This window comes from Methylicorpusculum oleiharenae (assembly GCF_009828925.2).
GTDB lineage: Bacteria > Pseudomonadota > Gammaproteobacteria > Methylococcales > Methylomonadaceae > Methylicorpusculum > Methylicorpusculum oleiharenae.
Genome location: NZ_WUTY02000001.1, coordinates 5141442 through 5158716 on the forward strand (window position 1 = coordinate 5141442; position 17275 = coordinate 5158716).

Sequence of the window (17275 nt, forward strand, 5' to 3'; positions counted from 1 at the left end):
AATCATACGGCTCAGGATGACTTTATTTTTCTCAACCTTTCCAAAGCCCATTCGTAGTCAAAAACGTTCATGCGTTCAACAAATTGCTCATAGTCATTTCCCAATCTCTCTTTTAACAGTTCGGCAGAGTCATTAACCAGGCGGCTGGCTCGAACATTGTCTTCAACCAGCAGCATTTCCAGCTCCGCAAGCTGCTTATTGACCCATTCAGGATCAATGTTATTATCAGAACTCTCTTTTTGAACGCTTTCTTCAGGCAAGGCCCTTATCCTTTGAACCAGTTGCGTCAATTCGTGATCGCATGAGCGGGCCAGCGCGATACATTCATCTACCCTGGCGTTTTGGCACAACACACTATTCAGCTTGACCGCCAATGTTAAAACACGATTGGCCCCCAAAATCGCTACCGCTCCGCTTAGACTGTGCGTCAATCGGCGCGCTCGCTGGATATCGCCTCGTATCAAACTGGTCAAGACATGCTTCATGTCTTGACTGTGCCCGTCAGCAAACAGCGTAAGTAGATGAAGCGATCCGGGACTATCAGTATTCAATAAATCCGGATAGTCCTGATTGTCCTTATCAACAGATTCATAAACTGCATTCACAGTCTTATCTTGCGAGGGACCGGTTGACTGAACCATACTTTCAGCCGCTACTTGCCTGCGCTTCTCCGGAGAGAGCCAGCGTAACAGTGCCGAGTAGAGCGCCTCAGGTATAACCGGTTTGGCGATAAAGTCATTCATACCGGCAGACAGGCAGTTCATCCTGTCTTCTTCGAAGGCGTTGGCAGTCATCGCCAGAATAGGCAAATCGGAGTAACAGGATTGAGCACGTATTTTTTGAGTCGCGGCCAAGCCATCCAACTCAGGCATCTGTACATCCATCAGAACCAGATCGTAACGATTGGTCTGGATTTTATCCAAAGCAATGCGGCCATTTTCGGCGACATCGACGGACATTCCCACTTCATGTAACAAATCCAGAGCTACTTCTCTGTTGATGGCGTTATTCTCTGCCAGCAAGAGGTGCGCTCCTGCGTAATTCCTGGACAACTGGGCTTCGGCATCCATCGGCATTTCGACTTTTTCAGCTGCCGTCAAAGTTTTACCCTGTTGCAATCTCGCGGTAAACCAAAAGGTACTTCCTTGCCCCAGGGCGCTTTCTGTACCGGCCTCGCCACCCATCATTTCCGCCAGACGCCGGGTAATTGCCAACCCCAGACCTGTGCCACCGTATCTGCGGGTCGTTGAGGAGTCCGCTTGAGAAAATATCTCAAAGAGCATCGGCAAATGTTCTTTCGCAATGCCTATACCGGTATCCTGGACTTCAAATCGTACCAATAAGCCTTTGCTGTTCTCATTGATAAGCTTTGCGCATAAGCTGATGGAACCGGATTCTGTAAACTTGACTGCGTTGACGGCATAGTTGAGCATGGCCTGTCTTATCCGGGTCAGATCACCGCGTAGCCGAATTGGCTGATCATCAACATCCATCTTGAGTGTCAGCCCTTTGGCTTTTGCCTGATCGCTAATTGATGACCTGATGTAATCGATTACCGAATTCAGCGAAAAATCAACATATTCCAGTTCCATCCGGCCTGCTTCGATCTTTGAAAGATCCAGTATGGCATTGATGATAGCCATTAAATGCTGTGCAGCGGCATCAATCTTATCCATGCGTTCGCACTGCGCAGGAGTCAAATGGCTTTGCCTAAGCAAATAGGTCAAGCCGATAATGGCATTCATGGGCGTTCGGATTTCATGGCTCATATTAGCCAGAAAAACACTTTTGGCTCTATTAGCTTCATCGGCTGCAATCCGGGCATCAACCAGTTCGGAAGTTCGAATTGTAACCAGCTCTTCCAGATGATGACGATGCCGGTCGAGTTCTTCGGCCATCATTTTTTTCTGGGTAATATCTTCCTTGATCGCCAGAAAGTGGGTAATCGTTCCGTCTGCCTGATGAACCGGAGAGATAATGGCGAACTCATAATAGGTCTCACCATTTTTACGTTGACAGCTTATTTGACCGCGGTAGACCTTGCCGCTAGTCAGAAATCGGCACAGCTCTTCGCTAGTGGTTACGTTCGTCAGCTCAGACTGGATTGTAAACAGGTTGTGACCCAGCACCTCGGAAGCTTTGTAACCCGTGGCATCAGTATAAGCTTTGTTGACATACTCGATGATGCCGTGAAGGTCGGTGATGACAATACTGTTCGGACTCTGCTCAACGGCCTGCGAAAGTTTGCTCAGTTGTTCCTCGGCTCTTAGCCGGTAGTTGAGCTCCATTTCCCGCAGCGCATCTTCGGCTATTTTCTTGCCTGTGATATCGACCATAGCGACATTGCACATCCCCTCTGATTCATCTACCACTGCTTTAATATGAACATAGGGCCGCCGTTGATTCAAGCCCTCAGGCACTAAAGCCAGATCGCAGGTTTCGGAAATGTGACTGGTAAACGCGGATGCCAGCATGCGGGTATAGACTGCGCGTGAGTCACTGCTGATGAAGTCGGCAAAGCGTCTGCCCACCAGCGATGCGCGGCTGGAACCCAGTAATTCTGCCCCTATCAGGTTTAACCGGACGATGATACCGTCCGGAGAAAGCGTAAAGTAACCAATGGGAGCAAAATCGTAGAGACTGGTATAACGATTCAATGCCGCATCTGTTTCAGCATGGGCACGGATTAGTTCGTCGTTCTGCATTTCCAGTTCAATTTGGTGGACTTGCAGCTCATGCAACAGCTTTATTGTATCCTGAGAATCGATGAGTGTTTGTCTTGAGGCCGATAAAAGCTCCCTCTCAGCTTGCCTGCGTAATTTTCCGTCACTGCCCCTGTTTTTCATAAAACCTATCCTCGTTTAGCCCATCTTATTTGCAGGCTTTCACATCACCTGAATTCGCATCAGGACATTTTTTATATATCTTGGGAATCCCTAAGTCCACGGCCATCTGCTGATTAACCTTATCAGCTTAAAGACTGTTTAACCCTCAAACTGGGTGGATAAAGGACATTGTCAGTGTACGCCATGGCAGATTTAGTTTTGTAATGACCCAGTATCCGGGCTTTATGAATCATACAAACGGTCAATCAGGTTTTTAAACCAGCGCGGACGAATCATGATTACAATCAAAAAAAACACTTCCACTATAGGCAGCGGTATTAAGTGCAACACGGTCAAAGCAAGCATAACCAGAATACCGATGAGTAACCTTGGAAAAAAAGAAGTTTTCATCATTCTTTACCGTTTTAGTGAGGGTGGCAGATGGGATAAGCGTCAGCACAATCCAACTTCAAAAGCATTGGCGGATGCGGCAGGTGCCTTTTGCGCCCTACAACGGCCTTTCATTTTGCCGGAGTGATGCCCAAAAGCCTTCATGTACGTCAGGATGAGGGTTAAAAAAGCAGTTTTCCTTCAATATCCTTAAATTAAGCGCATTTTGTAGGAGCGGGCCATGCCCGCGATTAAACCACCTCAGGCCGCGGGCATGGCCCGCTCCTTAACGACTACCTATCGATTGATTGCGGTGGCCTTAACTTAACGGCATTGACTTTAGCCACTCCCTAAACGAGAGAGGCTATTGCGCGTCCAGCAGGATAGTTACAAAAAAGCTAAAAGGATGGACTGCCAATACGTCCTTTTTATAAGCGGGCCAACAACTCGGCTTTTTTGGAATTGTATTCATTTTCTGTCACTATGCCTTTGCTCTTCAGATCAGCCAGTTTTTCCAGTGTTGCAAAAATATCCCCTTCCAGGTTTATCGGTTGCATATTAACCGCTTCATTAGTATAAACCGGCGCAGATTCAGGCTGCACAGGGTTATTGTCGATAGAAATCACCGGCAAATTGTTCACATCAACCAAACCATACTGACTGGTAAAAGTAATTGAACCGCCTACCGACTGTTGCTGAGAAAAGCCACCGATCTGATGATCCAGCGTGTCGTAAAGTGTCACATGTCCGTTTGCTTCAATCGCCAACCGATGAATAGTTGCAAAATAAGCATAGCGCACATTGTTCTGCGATCCTGTGCTATTGGGAAATTGAAGGCCGGCTGGCCACCAGTTACCGGAACTGCCGGGCGGAGGCGGAACAAACAAACTGACTGATTCGGCACTTCCAGTGCTATTTTGATGCGTCTGAACGCCGGAGAAGTTATTTTGCTTCTGATTACCTTGGGATTGCGACTGAAAACTGCCGGTTTGCAGCAAGTTCGGCTGGCTGGCGACCAGGTCGGCCAATTCCTGACACAACGAGCCGACTGAGTTTTTTAGGTTATTGTTGAACATGTCGCCCAACATGATCATTCCACCCCGCATCCATTGCCCTGATCCGCCGAATTCCGGATGGCTGAACTGAGCCATTGAACCGTTTCCGTTGATGACCGATTGCAACAAACTGAACACGGCATCGAAGCTGAAGTTATAGCGTTGAGCAAGATTATTGATTGTTTGCCAGCCTTCTGGCGTGAGTTGAGACATTGAGCGATTCCACTGAGATATAAACAAAAGCCGTATAGTCTTTTTAAAGCTACTTGGACAAAATAGGTAATCAGTTTAATCGATTTGTCCAGTTGAGCGCATGCTAAATTTTGAAAAATCGTTACACAAATCAAGGCAATTGACTATTAAAACCCAGTGTGATTATTCAGCGCCGATTGTTAAGTTACGCGCTACGGGCCAACCCAATCTACTCTAAGCATTACCTGATTTTGTTGCTACGCTGAAGAGTCCTTTAGTTCGTCATTAAAACGCAGGCGGGTGAAGCGCCTCAAAACCATGCACTTTTGCTTTGGGTGTAAAAACGGGCGCAGCCCAGGGCTCCTGAATTTGACCGTTCAGAAAACCGGCCAACCACAAAGCTTGGGAGCGAATCGGTAAAATAAATGCATACAGTTTTCCATCAGGTAATTCGGCAACATCGCCCAGCGCATAAACAGCATCATCACTGCTTTGCAGGTACTGATTGACTTTTATGCCTCGACCACTATCTAAGCCTGCCATTTCAGCTAACCCGGTACGCGGCTTAAATCCGCAGGACACAATCAACCCATCAAATTCAAATGCACTATCGGTGTTGACGCAAACATGATTGTCCTGTTTGCAAAGACTTTTTATTGCCTGATTAAAACGAACTTCGATACCCGCAGTTTGAAGGACATCCAGCAATCTTGCCGAATCCTCAACATCCAGTTGCCGCTCCATTAACCTGTCCATCGCATGAAACAAAGTGACTTTATCGCCGGCCACGGCCAAATCGGAAGCCACTTCGCAACCGATCAAACCGCCGCCTATAATCGCCCAGTGCGGCTTGCCGGTTTGTTGCTGCACGTTTTGCCGGAAGCTGAGCAGTTGTTTTAAATCAGTCAGACTGTTCAAGCTAAAAAAAAGGTCTTTGTAGGGTAAAAACGGCGGAGGAATAAAAGCAGCCGAGCCGGTAGCAATGATCAGTTTATCGTAAGCCAGTGTCTGGTTTTGTCCCTGTTGACTAACGGACACGGTTTTATTTGTGGCATTTATGTCATAAACATCAGCATCGCTAAGGACAGCAATACCGCTTTCACGTATTTTTTCGAAGCTTTTCAGAATAATCGTTTGTTCAATGCCTGCTTTGGTGAATCCGCGGGAGAGCATGGGCCTGGAGTAATAGCCGTCATTTTCACGAGTGATCAGTGTAATGGCTTCGTCAGCGTTTAACGTGCGGTATTTTTCTGCAAAACTAACGCCCGCTATACCCGAGCCAATAATTACAACGGCCATGATGCTCTCCTGTGAACGTTAATCCAGCGGAAAAAAATCAACTTTTGAAGCACCACAGACTGGACAACACCAATCTTCCGGCACATCTTTCCATAATGTACCCGGGGCAATACCGGAATCAGGATCACCCTCAACTTCGTCATAGATATGTTCGCAAATTCCACATTCGTATTTTTTATAGTCGGTCATAACCACTCCTCTTGCTTCAAATCAAGTTTAAATTAACAGGTCTTTATCAAACGCGCGCATTATTGTGACTCTCATTATAAAGCGCTGCAATCAAATTAGCCTGATACACCATGCCCACCAGCCGTTTTTCGTTATTTACAATGGGTATCTGCCTATAACCCTGATTGGCCATCAACGGCACCAGTTCGGCGATGTGCGTGCTTTCCGGAAGGACGCTGACAGTGCTGGTCATAATATGACCGACCGATTCCGGCTTGCTGGTCGATACATCCGGGGTGCGGCGGATGAATGTTCGAAATTTTTCCTGAAAGGTTTCATCAACAGCTACGTTGATGAATTTAAAAAAATCATTCCAGGTGATGATGCCGATCACGCGCTTGGCTCTGTCGACAACCGGAATGGCTTTGATTTGCTGACCCTGCATAATTTGCCAGGCGTCTTCCACTTCTGTTCCGTATTCAACCGACACGATGTTTCCAACCATAATATCCTTACAGGTAATGTTGCCTTGGAAGCGCTTAAAGCGTTGCATCTGAACATCTGTGAACAATTTGCTTAAGTCGGCCGCTGTGACGTCCATAAACGCATTCATATTCTCAAGCGCTTGCTCCATATCTTGCTCTGAAAATCCGATGCGTTGCTGCTCAACAACAACCGGATTCAAACGAATTCTCTTACTGGCCAGGTGTTGCGAATGAACAGGATAATTATGTCTCAACAGCCAACGGTTAAAAGCAATCGCCAATATCAGCATAATGACTACGTTTAAACCAACCGGCATCAGCACAAAACCATACCCAAGAGAAGTGATGGGATCGCCTGCCATGACGGGCGTCAACGCTGTTGCCGCACCAGGCGGATGCAAACACCTGAGTAATAACATGACCAGCACACTACCGGCCACTGCGCACGCCGATGCTAAAACCGTATCGGGAATAATTTGAGCGCTAAACATACCGGCAAGAGCAGATACCAGCTGCCCTCCCACCAAAGGCCAAGGCTGGGCAAGCGGGCTGTTGGGAATAATAAATAAAATGACCGCAGACGCGCCCATAGAAGCAACAATAATGGGAGAAACCGAGCTCGAACTGAAATATCGGGTTACCCAGGCGACCAGCAAAATGGTGCCGAAACAAGCAATAATGGAAAGCAGCTTCCCTTTGATGCTTAAGTTGACAGGGTCAATTGTTACAAAATGAAACCAATTTTTAATGTTTATCATCATGTCGGCGCGGCTCATCTCGTTGAGACAAAAAGTCCCTGTATACTTTAGACGTAACTACTCGCCCGCTTTGAACTGAGGGTGTAGGCGATTGATTTCAACAGACGCATGAACTCGTCTCTGTAGCTCTCTACCACATCCCTGTTGCAGAAGCCTTTTCAATCAACTACCTACACCTAATAAAATTCTAGGGTAAGTAGACACCTTTAGAAAACAAAAAACCCGCTAAGCCTTTCAACTTGCGGGTTTCTGTACTTCTTTGGGCTTCTAAAAACCCTTATTTGGTGCCGATGGCCGGACTTGAACCGGCACGACTTGCGTCACCACCCCCTCAAGATGGCGTGTCTACCAATTTCACCACATCGGCTTGAATTCAGTTTAGCGGATTACCAGCTTATTGAGAGGCCGGCACATCTAACTGATTTTGTTCAGCCGGAACAGGAACTGGCGTATCAGTTGCTGATTTAGGCCCTAAATTAGGTACTTCGGATATTTCTGCTTCGGGCATATCCAGCAGATCTTTTACTTCAGTTGTCCTGCCGCTTAAAACTGCAAGGCCCAGACTGGTTATAAAGAATAATGATGCCAGGATCGCTGTCGTTCTTGATAAGAAAGAAGCAGCTCCCTGAGCTCCGAAAATAGTCCCTGATGCGCCGCTACCAAAAGCAGCTCCTGCATCCGCACCTTTTCCTTGTTGCATTAAAACCAAGCCTATAACACCCAGACCCAGCAATACATGAATAACGATAATAGCTTGATACATAACGATTAATTAGCCGCTTGATAAATCTTTAAGAAACCTTCAGCATCCAAAGAAGCGCCGCCAATCAAGCCACCGTCAATATCAGCCATAGCGAACAAACCTTTGGCATTATCAGCTTTGACGCTGCCACCGTACAATATTTGCAGCTGGCTGGCTATTTCAGGGTTTTGTTTGGCAAAGCGCTCACGAATGTATTTGTGAACTTCTTGTGCTTGCTCATCGGATGCCGTTTTTCCGGTACCGATCGCCCAAACGGGTTCATAAGCAATCACAGCACTTTTAAATGCTTCAATTCCGGCTGCAGCCAGAACTGCATCCAGTTGTTCGTCGATAACGCTGAACGTTTGATCATTTTCACGTTGTTCAAGCGTTTCGCCGACACATAAAATCGGCAGAATGTCCTGTTTCTGAGCCTGACAAAATCGTGCAGCGACTGATTCATTGGAATCGCCGTAGTAGGATCTGCGTTCAGAATGACCTACTATGGCATAGGTGCAATCAAATTCCTTAAGCATGGCTGCAGATATTTCGCCGGTATAAGCGCCTGAGGTCTGGTCTGCCACGTTTTGTGAACCCAGCTGAAGATGAGTTCCCTTAAGTGCGTTAGCAGCGTCAGATAAATAAACATAGGGCACACAAACCGCGATATCCGCTCCTGTTTGAGTCAACCCTGAAATAATGGATTTACATAATGATGCGGTCATTTCTTTAGAACCGTTCATTTTCCAATTTCCAACTACTAGTTTACGACGCATTTTCCTCTCCGGCGAAAATAAGCTGGGTATCATATATGCATAACTTCACTAATTCAAGCACCGATTGCGTTCCTAACTTGATCAGCCAGATACTGTGCCAATTCATTGACCAATGTTTCATTGCTGCCTTCCACCATCACTCTAATCAAGGGTTCAGTCCCTGATGATCTCAGCAATACACGACCGGTATCGCCCAATTTCTTCTCAGCGTCCTTGATCGATTTTTGCAAGCCTTCATGCGTGTCGGGATTAATTTTCTGAGCGGTTTTGACATTGATCAGTACTTGAGGGTATTTCTGCATGCCTGATTTCAGCTCGTGCAGTGATTTTCCGGTAACGTGAATTTCAGCCAGCACCTGAAGCGCCGCAACAATCCCGTCGCCTGTCGTTGTCCTGTCCAGGCAGATAATATGCCCCGAATTTTCCCCGCCCAGGATGCCTTGCTTATTCGTCATCATTTCCAAGACATAACGGTCTCCGACATTCGCACGGAACAAGGGCACACTAAGATCTTTCAATGCGTGCTCCATTCCCAGATTAGTCATTAACGTCCCAATCACGGGCCCTGTTAAATGACCGCTTTTGAGCCTGGACTTGGCAATGATATAAATTAATTCGTCACCGTCAACGATCTCGCCTTTATGATCAACCATGATCAACCGATCACCATCGCCATCCAAAGCAATACCTAAATCAGCACGGTAGGCCTGAACGGCCGCTACGAGTTTATCCGGTTTGGTAGCGCCACATTCTTCGTTGATATTCAAGCCATCCGGCTCGACACCGATTGAAAAAACTTCCGCACCGACTTCGCTGAACACATGCGGGGCGATATGGTAAGTGGCTCCGTTTGCGCAATCCACGACAATTCTCATGCCGTTAAAATCCATGGAAGTGGGTATGGTGCCTTTACAAAACTCGATATAGCGGCCGGCAGCATCGTCCACTCTTTTTGCTTTGCCAAGCTCCGATGACTCGACTGTGGTCATGGGAGAATCAATATAACCTTCTATTTTTTTCTCTATTTCGTCAGGTAACTTGGTGCCTTGAACAGAAAAGAACTTGATGCCGTTATCGTAGTAAGGGTTGTGCGAAGCGCTGATGACAATGCCTGCCTGAGCCCTTAAAGTCCGAGTCAAATAGGCGATACCCGGCGTGGGCATCGGCCCCAATAACCGCGTATCGACCCCGGCAGCCGTCAGTCCTGCTTCCAGCGCTGATTCAAACATGTAGCCGGAAATACGGGTATCTTTGCCGACCAGCACAAAGCCATGACCTTCGTTCGCAAAAACCCGCCCGGCCGCCCAACCCAACTTGAGCATGAAATCTGCAGTAATTGGCGGCACACCCACTTTGCCCCTAATACCGTCTGTTCCAAAATATTTTTTTTCCTTCATCGTTCAAGCCTATTCTGAAATAAATTATTTTTAAAAATCATCATAACCGGACAAACTTTAATCCTGAATGACACAACGGCACTTTGCCGGGTAATTTTGGCCAATGGTTTGTACTGAGGAAATTGTAGTAGCGAGAGACTTATAAAACAAAAAAGGAGCGGTGAAAATATTCACTGCTCCTTTGTTTGACTACGCCGTTATCAATGGCAGCTATTTAACTGACTGAAAAAACTGCGTTTATTAGTGGCTTCCTTCAGCGGGATCACCCACTGAATCAACGGGTTTACCACCGGTGGAACTTGAGCTTTCTTTGCCTTCGTTTTGCGGAGGATTCCAGTCACCCCAGCCTTTGGGCGGACCCACAGGTTTGCGATTCATCAAATCGTCTATCTGATACTTATCGATAGTTTCATACTTGATTAAAGCTTCCGCCATTGCATGAAGAATGTCGATATTCTCTTTCAGAATTTCTTCGGCTCTCGCGTAATTCTTGTCGATAATAGACCTGATTTCTTCATCAATCGTGTGCGATGTTTCCTCGGAAACCGACTTATGACGGGTCACGGACCGACCAAGAAAAACCTCGCCTTCTTCTTCACTGTAAGCCAAAGGCCCCAAGCGCTGGGATAATCCCCACTTGGTAACCATGTTTCTTGCTAGTTCGGTGGCTCTTTCGATATCGTTGGATGCGCCTGTGCTGACTTGTTCCCAGCCGAATATCATATCCTCGGCAATACGGCCACCAAAAAGACTGGAAATCATACTGTCCAGCTTACATTTGCTGGCACTGTATTGATCGGCCTCTGGCAGGAACATGGTCACACCCAAAGCGCGCCCTCTCGGCATGATACTGACTTTATAAACAGGATCATGTTCTGGAACTGTCTTGCCGACTATTGCATGACCTGCTTCATGATAAGCCGTCATACGCTTTTCTTTTTCGCTCATCACCATAGAACGGCGCTCTGCGCCCATGATCAATTTGTCTTTTGCGCTTTCGAGGTCGCCCATGCTGACCGTATTTTTATTGGTCCTGGCGGCAAATAATGCAGCTTCATTGACCAGATTGGCCAAGTCAGCCCCTGAAAAACCGGGCGTACCCTGAGCAATATATCTGACTTTGACATCTTCAGCCGCCGGCACTTTCTTCATGTGCACATTCAGTATCTGCTCTCTGCCTTTCACATCCGGCAGACCTACAGTCACCTGACGGTCAAAGCGACCGGGACGGAGCAACGCTTTGTCCAATACATCCGGACGGTTGGTTGCGGCAATGACAATGATTCCTTCGTTACCTTCGAAGCCGTCCATTTCAACCAGCAGCTGATTCAGAGTTTGCTCGCGTTCATCATGTCCTCCACCCAAGCCAGCACCACGCTGTCTTCCAACGGCATCTATTTCATCGATAAATATGATGCACGGCGCATGTTTCTTGGCCTGCTCAAACATATCCCGGACGCGCGAAGCGCCGACACCGACAAACATTTCAACAAAATCGGAACCGGAAATACTGAAAAAAGGCACTTTTGCCTCACCGGCAATGGCTCTGGCCAGCAAGGTCTTTCCAGTTCCAGGAGGCCCAACCATCAGCGCGCCGCGCGGAATTTTGCCGCCCAATTTTTGGTATTTGGCCGGATCTTTGAGAAAGTCGACCATTTCCTTAACTTCTTCCTTGGCCTCATCACACCCGGCAACATCGGCAAAGGTGACTTTAATCTGATTTTCCTCAAGCATTTTTGCTTTGCTTTTGCCAAAAGACAGAGCACCTTTACCTCCGGCTCCGCCACCTTGCATTTGTCGCATGAAAAATACCCAAACGCCAATCAGCAGCAAAATCGGGCCGAACGACACCAATAATTGCATCAAGAAAGAGGGCTGCTCAGGCGGAACGGCTTTAACCTCAACGCCGTTTTCCAAAAGATCATCAACCATGTGGGGATCGTTAGGGGCGTAAGATCTAAATTGTTCACCGCTTTGCATTTTGCCTTTGATGACACGGTCATCAATGATAACGTGCTGGACCTGCCCTGATTTTACAGCTTGTATAAACTGTGTATAAGATAGCGAGGCGTCGCCTTTGGCTCCTTGTGGCGCGAAGTTATTGAAAACTGACATCAGCACAACAGCGATGACAACCCACAAAATTACATTTTTAAGCATATCGTTCAAACTTTTCGCCCCTGACCGGAACGGTCCTCTTTTGTATAAATCGTTGGCATTATAACAGGAATAGTCATTCCCGGCCCTCGTAATTGGTTGACAATATTATTTTTTGACACTAGGGAAGTGATATGGTTCTATATTTCATTTTTTAAACCCTTTGGCCAAAATATAAACTTCATTACTGCGAGGCCGCGAGGCTTTTGGCTTTCTGACCACTACCTTTGAGAAAGAACTGTTCACATCACGAAAGAATTCATCAAAGCCTTCGCCCTGAAAAACTTTGACTAAAAAACCGCCTCCGGGCATTAACACAGAACGAGCGGTATCTAATGCCAATTCGCACAAATAAATGGCGCGAGGTAAATCAACGCCTTTATTACCGCTCATATTCGGCGCCATATCGGAAAGAACCACGCTAACAGGAGCACCTTCCAGCACTTCAAATAGCTGGTCAAGTACAGCCTCTTCACGAAAATCACCCTGAATAAACGAAACACCCTCCAGCGGTGTCATCGGCAGAATATCCAAAGCCACGATTTTATTTTTCTTGCCAAGAATCTGCCTGGCATATTGAGACCATCCGCCCGGGGCTGCGCCCAAGTCAATGACATTCATTCCAGGCTTGATCAGTTGATCCTTTTCCTGAATTTCAATAAGCTTGAACACCGCTCGGGAGCGCCATCCTTGCTGCTGAGCCATTTTGACATATTCATCATGAAAATGTTCCTGTAACCACTGATTGCTGCTTTTGCTTCGTGCCATTGTTGAATTCGTGTATTATTTCGCCTTTTTTACGAAGGAATTAAGAGTGATCGCAGCCGACAAAAAGAAGCTTAAGGCTCAAGCCCACAGCTTGAAACCTGTCATTATGATAGGTCAATCCGGATTAACAGAAGCTGTCTTGGCTGAAATTGAACTCGCCTTAGACAGTCATGAACTCATTAAAGTCAAGATTCGCGCTGAACGTGAAGAGCGCGTTCGTATTCAAGAATCTATCTGCAATAGAACCGGCGCGAACTTTATTCAAAGTATCGGACAGATTCTGGTCATTTATCGTTTAAATCCAAAAAAATAAGCCTTTGCGAGGGAATCACATTCCCTCGCCTGTCACTTCTGACTAGATATACTGAATGGAGATGACTTCGTACTCAACATCCCCGCCTGGCGCTTTGACTATGACGGTATCACCGGCTTCTTTGCCTATCATGGCTCTCGCAATGGGTGAGCCGATTGAAATCCGCCCTGCTTTGATATCAGCCTCATCTTCACCGACAATCTGATACACGACGGATTTACCGGTATCGGCATCTTCGATCTCAACAGTTGCACCAAAAACGACTTTGCCATTCGCATCCAGCTTGGTCACATCAATGATTTGCGCATTTGAAAGCTTGGATTCAATTTCTGCAATCCGGCCTTCAGCAAAACTTTGCTGTTCTCTGGCCGCATGGTATTCGGCATTTTCTTTTAAGTCACCATGAGCCCTGGCATCCGAAATTGCAGCAATGATTCTGGGTCTTACAACCGACTTCAATTCCTCTAATTCAGCACGCAGTTTTTCTGCTCCGACAATAGTCAGCGGTACTTTATTCATTTATAAACAACTCCAGTCAATTTCGTTCCGGCTATATGTTTTGCTTTAAACCGGAATTATCATTTTAGTAACAGGCAACATAACCTGATAATCAAAACGCCTTTCCCAAACTCATGCAGTAAAAGGCGAGGTTATCAGATGCCTGATCCTAACTTATCGATCATCTTCAGAAAAAACGAGAAGACGCACTTTATTCAAATGTCTTATGTAAATCCTTAAGGCAGGAAACACTCCCGGCACTCAATTCACCCAAGGCATAACACGCTGCTTTAGCACCGGCCATTGTCGTGTAATAAGCAACACGGTGCTGCAAGGCTTCACGCCGCATGGTAAACGAATCATTAATGGCTTTTTTGCCTTCGGTGGTGTTAACAATCAATTGAATCTGATCATTTTTTATCATATCAACCGTATTAGGCCGCCCCTCGTTGACTTTAAAAACCTCTTCGCAAGGAATTCCCGCCTGCTTGATGACTCTGGCCGTTCCCCGGGTCGCAACAATCTGATAATTTTTTGCCACTAACAACCGGGCTATTTCAGGTAGTTTGGGCTTGTCTGCATCGCGAATACTGATTAACACCTTGCCGCTAAGATTCAGATCCACGCCCGCCGCTCTTTGCGATTTGGCAAAGGCTTCACCAAAGGTTTTTCCGACGCCCATGACTTCGCCGGTGGATTTCATTTCAGGCCCCAGCAAGGGGTCAACACCGGGAAATTTAACGAAGGGGAAGACGGCTTCTTTGACAGAAAAATAACTGGGAATACGCTCTTCAGTGACACCCTGCTCTGTCAGACTCTTGCCGGCCATGCAACGCGCTGCAATTTTTGCCAGCGGATAACCCGTCGCCTTGGATACGAAAGGCGCGGTTCTGGAGGCTCTAGGGTTAACCTCCAGCACGTAAACATCGGTGCCCTGAATAGCAAACTGAGTATTCATCAGACCAATAACACCCAGGGCTTCCGCCATTTTCTCAACCTGCTCGCGCAACTGATCCTGCAACTCCGGGGCCAAATCGTAAGGTGGTAGTGAACACGCCGAATCACCGGAATGAACACCGGCTTGCTCGATATGCTCCATCAAACCGCCGATCAAAATACGCTCCCCGTCATAAATCGCATCGACATCCATTTCCACCGCATCATCAAGAAAGCGGTCCAGCAAAACAGGCGAATCATTGGACACACTGACGGCCTCTTTCATGTAACGCTGCAAACCTTCTTCGTTAAATACGATTTCCATGGCTCGCCCGCCCAAGACATAAGAAGGCCGGACCACCAATGGGTAGCCCAATTCACGGGCTGAATTAATGGCTTGTTCTACCGAACGCGCTGTTGCATTGGGAGGCTGGCGCAAACCCAATCGCTCCAGTAACTTTTGGAAACGTTCTCTGTCTTCAGCCAGATCGATCGAATCAGGAGACGTTCCTATAATAGGCGCGCCGGCAGCTTCCAGTGCCCGAGCAAGCTTTAATGGCGTCTGCCCGCCAAATTGGACAATAACGCCTTTGGGTTTTTCCAGATGGATGATTTCCAGCACATCTTCCAAGGTCAATGACTCAAAATACAAGCGATCTGACGTATCAAAATCGGTAGACACGGTCTCGGGATTACAATTGATCATAATCGTTTCGTAACCGTCTTCACGTAATGCCAACGCAGCATGAACACAACAATAATCAAATTCAATGCCCTGACCGATCCGGTTCGGCCCGCCACCGAGAATAATTATTTTCTCTTTGTCCGTGACACGCGCCTCGCATTCTTCCTCGTATGTCGAATACAGGTAGGCCGTATCGGACGAAAACTCAGCCGCACATGAATCGATTCGTTTATAAACCGGACGAATGTTCTTTTTGTGACGCACGCTGCGCACTTCCGACTCGTTGGCACCCAGCAGTTTTGCAATTCTGGCGTCCGAAAACCCTTTTCTTTTTAGCTTGTACAATTCACCGTCATCCATGGTTGCCAGCGTTTTGGCCGCCAAAGACTTTTCAGTAATGACCAGATCTTCAACTTGCGCAAGAAACCAGGGGTCAATCTTGCACGCTGAAAAAATCTCTTCCAGCGTCATTCCGATTCTAAACGCATCGGCCAGATACCATAAACGATGAGCGCCAGGATGCCTGAGTTCGCGCTGAATTTTTTCCAATGCATCGTCTGCATTCAAATCGACGATTTCATCCAGTCCCGTTTTGTCGACTTCAAGCCCACGGATAGCTTTCTGTAAAGACTCCTGAAAAGTCCGGCCAATAGCCATGACCTCACCCACCGACTTCATTTGAGTGGTCAGACGGTCATCGGCATCGGGGAATTTTTCAAACGTAAAACGAGGTACTTTGGTAACAACATAATCAATGGACGGCTCGAATGAAGCAGGGGTTGCGCCGCCGGTGATTTCGTTTTTCAATTCGTCCAGCGTATAGCCAACCGCCAATTTAGCAGCGACTTTGGCAATCGGAAAACCGGTAGCTTTTGAGGCCAGCGCTGATGAGCGTGATACCCGTGGATTCATTTCAATGATCACCATACGGCCGTCTTCAGGATTAATCGCGACCTGAACATTGGAACCGCCGGTGTCGACACCTATCTCCCGCAGCACAGCAAGCGAGACATTCCGCAAAATCTGATATTCCTTATCGGTTAAGGTCTGGGCCGGTGCAACCGTAATCGAATCGCCGGTATGAACCCCCATCGGATCGAAGTTTTCTATGGAACAAACAATGATGCAGTTATCTTTGGAATCGCGCACCACTTCCATCTCGAACTCTTTCCAACCCAACACCGATTCTTCGATCAGCAATTCGTTTGTAGGCGACAGATAAAGGCCCCGCTCGCATATTTCCAGGAACTCTTCCTTGTTATAGGCAATTCCACCGCCACTGCCGCCCATGGTAAAAGAAGGCCTGATAACCGTCGGATAGCCCACTTCCAGCTGAGCAGCCAAAGCTTCCTCCAAACTGTGTGCCGTTTTAGAACGCGCCACTTCAAGCCCGATACGACCCATTGCCTGATTGAATAACTCACGGTCTTCTGCCATGTTGATAGCTTCTTTCGTGGCGCCAATCATTTCAACACCGTATTTTTCCAGAACACCGTGCTTATCCAGCGCCAGCGCGCAATTTAATGCGGTTTGACCGCCCATGGTCGGCAATACGGCATCCGGACGCTCTTTCTCTATGATTTTCTCGACTGTTTGCCAATCGATAGGCTCTATGTAAGTGACATCTGCCATATCCGGATCGGTCATGATGGTTGCCGGATTGGAATTGACCAAGATGACCCGGTAGCCTTCTTCTCTAAGCGCCTTACACGCTTGTGTGCCGGAATAATCAAACTCGCACGCCTGTCCGATAACAATGGGACCCGCGCCTAGTAATAAAATCGATTTAATGTCAGTTCTTTTTGGCATTGTTTTAATTAAGTGTGTTGCG

Annotated in this window: 14 protein-coding genes and 1 tRNA gene; 2 read left to right on the forward strand and 13 right to left on the reverse strand. The window is 47.1% G+C overall.

The annotated features are described in order from the left end of the window. Window positions 1-11 precede the first annotated feature (11 nt). A complete protein-coding gene (locus GO003_RS22930; RefSeq protein WP_159658260.1) occupies window positions 12-2846 on the reverse strand; it encodes a PAS domain S-box protein in 2835 nt (944 codons plus the stop codon). 274 nt (window positions 2847-3120) lie between these two features. Between GO003_RS22930 and GO003_RS22935 the strand changes: the two genes are divergently transcribed. After that, window positions 3121-3363, forward strand: a complete 243-nt coding sequence (locus tag GO003_RS22935) for a hypothetical protein (RefSeq protein ID WP_159658259.1) — start codon at window positions 3121-3123, stop codon at window positions 3361-3363. A 280-nt stretch (window positions 3364-3643) separates the two neighbouring features. Here GO003_RS22935 and GO003_RS22940 read toward each other — a convergent pair whose 3' ends face one another. From GO003_RS22940 to rlmE, 10 genes are all read right to left on the reverse strand, one after another. Continuing rightward, window positions 3644-4483 carry an SHOCT domain-containing protein gene (locus tag GO003_RS22940; protein WP_159658258.1) on the reverse strand — a complete coding sequence of 280 codons (840 nt, stop codon included), beginning with the start codon at window positions 4481-4483 and terminating at the stop codon, window positions 3644-3646. A gap of 264 nt (window positions 4484-4747) precedes the next feature. Then, window positions 4748-5761: an NAD(P)/FAD-dependent oxidoreductase gene (locus GO003_RS22945; RefSeq protein WP_159658257.1), complete on the reverse strand. Its 1014-nt coding sequence runs from the start codon at window positions 5759-5761 to the stop codon at window positions 4748-4750. A gap of 18 nt (window positions 5762-5779) precedes the next feature. Continuing rightward, window positions 5780-5950, reverse strand: a complete 171-nt coding sequence (locus GO003_RS22950; RefSeq protein WP_159658256.1) for a rubredoxin — start codon at window positions 5948-5950, stop codon at window positions 5780-5782. A gap of 46 nt (window positions 5951-5996) precedes the next feature. Next, window positions 5997-7175 (reverse strand): HPP family protein, encoded by a 1179-nt coding sequence (locus GO003_RS22955; protein WP_231089163.1) that lies wholly within the window; start codon window positions 7173-7175, stop codon window positions 5997-5999. A gap of 279 nt (window positions 7176-7454) precedes the next feature. Then, window positions 7455-7539: transfer RNA gene (locus GO003_RS22960), tRNA-Leu, on the reverse strand. A gap of 27 nt (window positions 7540-7566) precedes the next feature. After that, entirely contained in the window at window positions 7567-7935 is a 369-nt protein-coding gene (gene secG / locus GO003_RS22965) for a preprotein translocase subunit SecG (protein WP_159658255.1), read from the reverse strand. A gap of 5 nt (window positions 7936-7940) precedes the next feature. Then, entirely contained in the window at window positions 7941-8690 is a 750-nt protein-coding gene (gene tpiA, locus GO003_RS22970) for a triose-phosphate isomerase (protein WP_159658254.1), read from the reverse strand. Between the two features lie 53 nt (window positions 8691-8743). Beyond that, entirely contained in the window at window positions 8744-10087 is a 1344-nt protein-coding gene (gene glmM, locus GO003_RS22975; RefSeq protein ID WP_159658253.1) for a phosphoglucosamine mutase, read from the reverse strand. Between the two features lie 240 nt (window positions 10088-10327). Beyond that, window positions 10328-12247: an ATP-dependent zinc metalloprotease FtsH gene (gene ftsH / locus GO003_RS22980; protein ID WP_206444736.1), complete on the reverse strand. Its 1920-nt coding sequence runs from the start codon at window positions 12245-12247 to the stop codon at window positions 10328-10330. A gap of 144 nt (window positions 12248-12391) precedes the next feature. Next, on the reverse strand, window positions 12392-13012 hold the full coding sequence (gene rlmE, locus GO003_RS22985) for a 23S rRNA (uridine(2552)-2'-O)-methyltransferase RlmE (RefSeq protein ID WP_159658251.1): 621 nt from the start codon (window positions 13010-13012) through the stop codon (window positions 12392-12394). Window positions 13013-13058: 46 nt separating this feature from the next. On the opposite strand from rlmE, the gene yhbY reads away from it, so the two are divergent. Then, a complete protein-coding gene (yhbY, locus tag GO003_RS22990) occupies window positions 13059-13325 on the forward strand; it encodes a ribosome assembly RNA-binding protein YhbY (RefSeq protein WP_159658250.1) in 267 nt (88 codons plus the stop codon). A gap of 42 nt (window positions 13326-13367) precedes the next feature. Here yhbY and greA read toward each other — a convergent pair whose 3' ends face one another. Continuing rightward, complete coding sequence (greA, locus tag GO003_RS22995) at window positions 13368-13844, reverse strand: transcription elongation factor GreA (RefSeq protein ID WP_159658249.1); 477 nt, start codon at window positions 13842-13844, stop codon at window positions 13368-13370. 190 nt (window positions 13845-14034) lie between these two features. Further along, window positions 14035-17253 (reverse strand): carbamoyl-phosphate synthase large subunit, encoded by a 3219-nt coding sequence (gene carB, locus GO003_RS23000; RefSeq protein WP_159658248.1) that lies wholly within the window; start codon window positions 17251-17253, stop codon window positions 14035-14037. Window positions 17254-17275: the final 22 nt, after the last annotated feature.

Bases quoted from the DNA above. Each gene is read 5' to 3' on its own strand.
- greA (WP_159658249.1), bottom strand. From the start codon at position 13,844: ATGAATAAAGTACCGCTGACTATTGTCGGAGCAGAAAAACTGCGTGCT.
- glmM (WP_159658253.1), bottom strand. From the start codon at position 10,087: ATGAAGGAAAAAAAATATTTTGGAACAGACGGTATTAGGGGCAAAGTG.
- GO003_RS22935 (WP_159658259.1), top strand. From the start codon at position 3,121: ATGATTACAATCAAAAAAAACACTTCCACTATAGGCAGCGGTATTAAG.
- GO003_RS22950 (WP_159658256.1), bottom strand. From the start codon at position 5,950: ATGACCGACTATAAAAAATACGAATGTGGAATTTGCGAACATATCTAT.
- GO003_RS22930 (WP_159658260.1), bottom strand. From the start codon at position 2,846: ATGAAAAACAGGGGCAGTGACGGAAAATTACGCAGGCAAGCTGAGAGG.
- GO003_RS22955 (WP_231089163.1), bottom strand. From the start codon at position 7,175: ATGATGATAAACATTAAAAATTGGTTTCATTTTGTAACAATTGACCCT.
- secG (WP_159658255.1), bottom strand. From the start codon at position 7,935: ATGTATCAAGCTATTATCGTTATTCATGTATTGCTGGGTCTGGGTGTT.
- GO003_RS22940 (WP_159658258.1), bottom strand. From the start codon at position 4,483: ATGTCTCAACTCACGCCAGAAGGCTGGCAAACAATCAATAATCTTGCT.
- rlmE (WP_159658251.1), bottom strand. From the start codon at position 13,012: ATGGCACGAAGCAAAAGCAGCAATCAGTGGTTACAGGAACATTTTCAT.
- GO003_RS22945 (WP_159658257.1), bottom strand. From the start codon at position 5,761: ATGGCCGTTGTAATTATTGGCTCGGGTATAGCGGGCGTTAGTTTTGCA.
- ftsH (WP_206444736.1), bottom strand. From the start codon at position 12,247: ATGCTTAAAAATGTAATTTTGTGGGTTGTCATCGCTGTTGTGCTGATG.
- tpiA (WP_159658254.1), bottom strand. From the start codon at position 8,690: ATGCGTCGTAAACTAGTAGTTGGAAATTGGAAAATGAACGGTTCTAAA.
- carB (WP_159658248.1), bottom strand. From the start codon at position 17,253: ATGCCAAAAAGAACTGACATTAAATCGATTTTATTACTAGGCGCGGGT.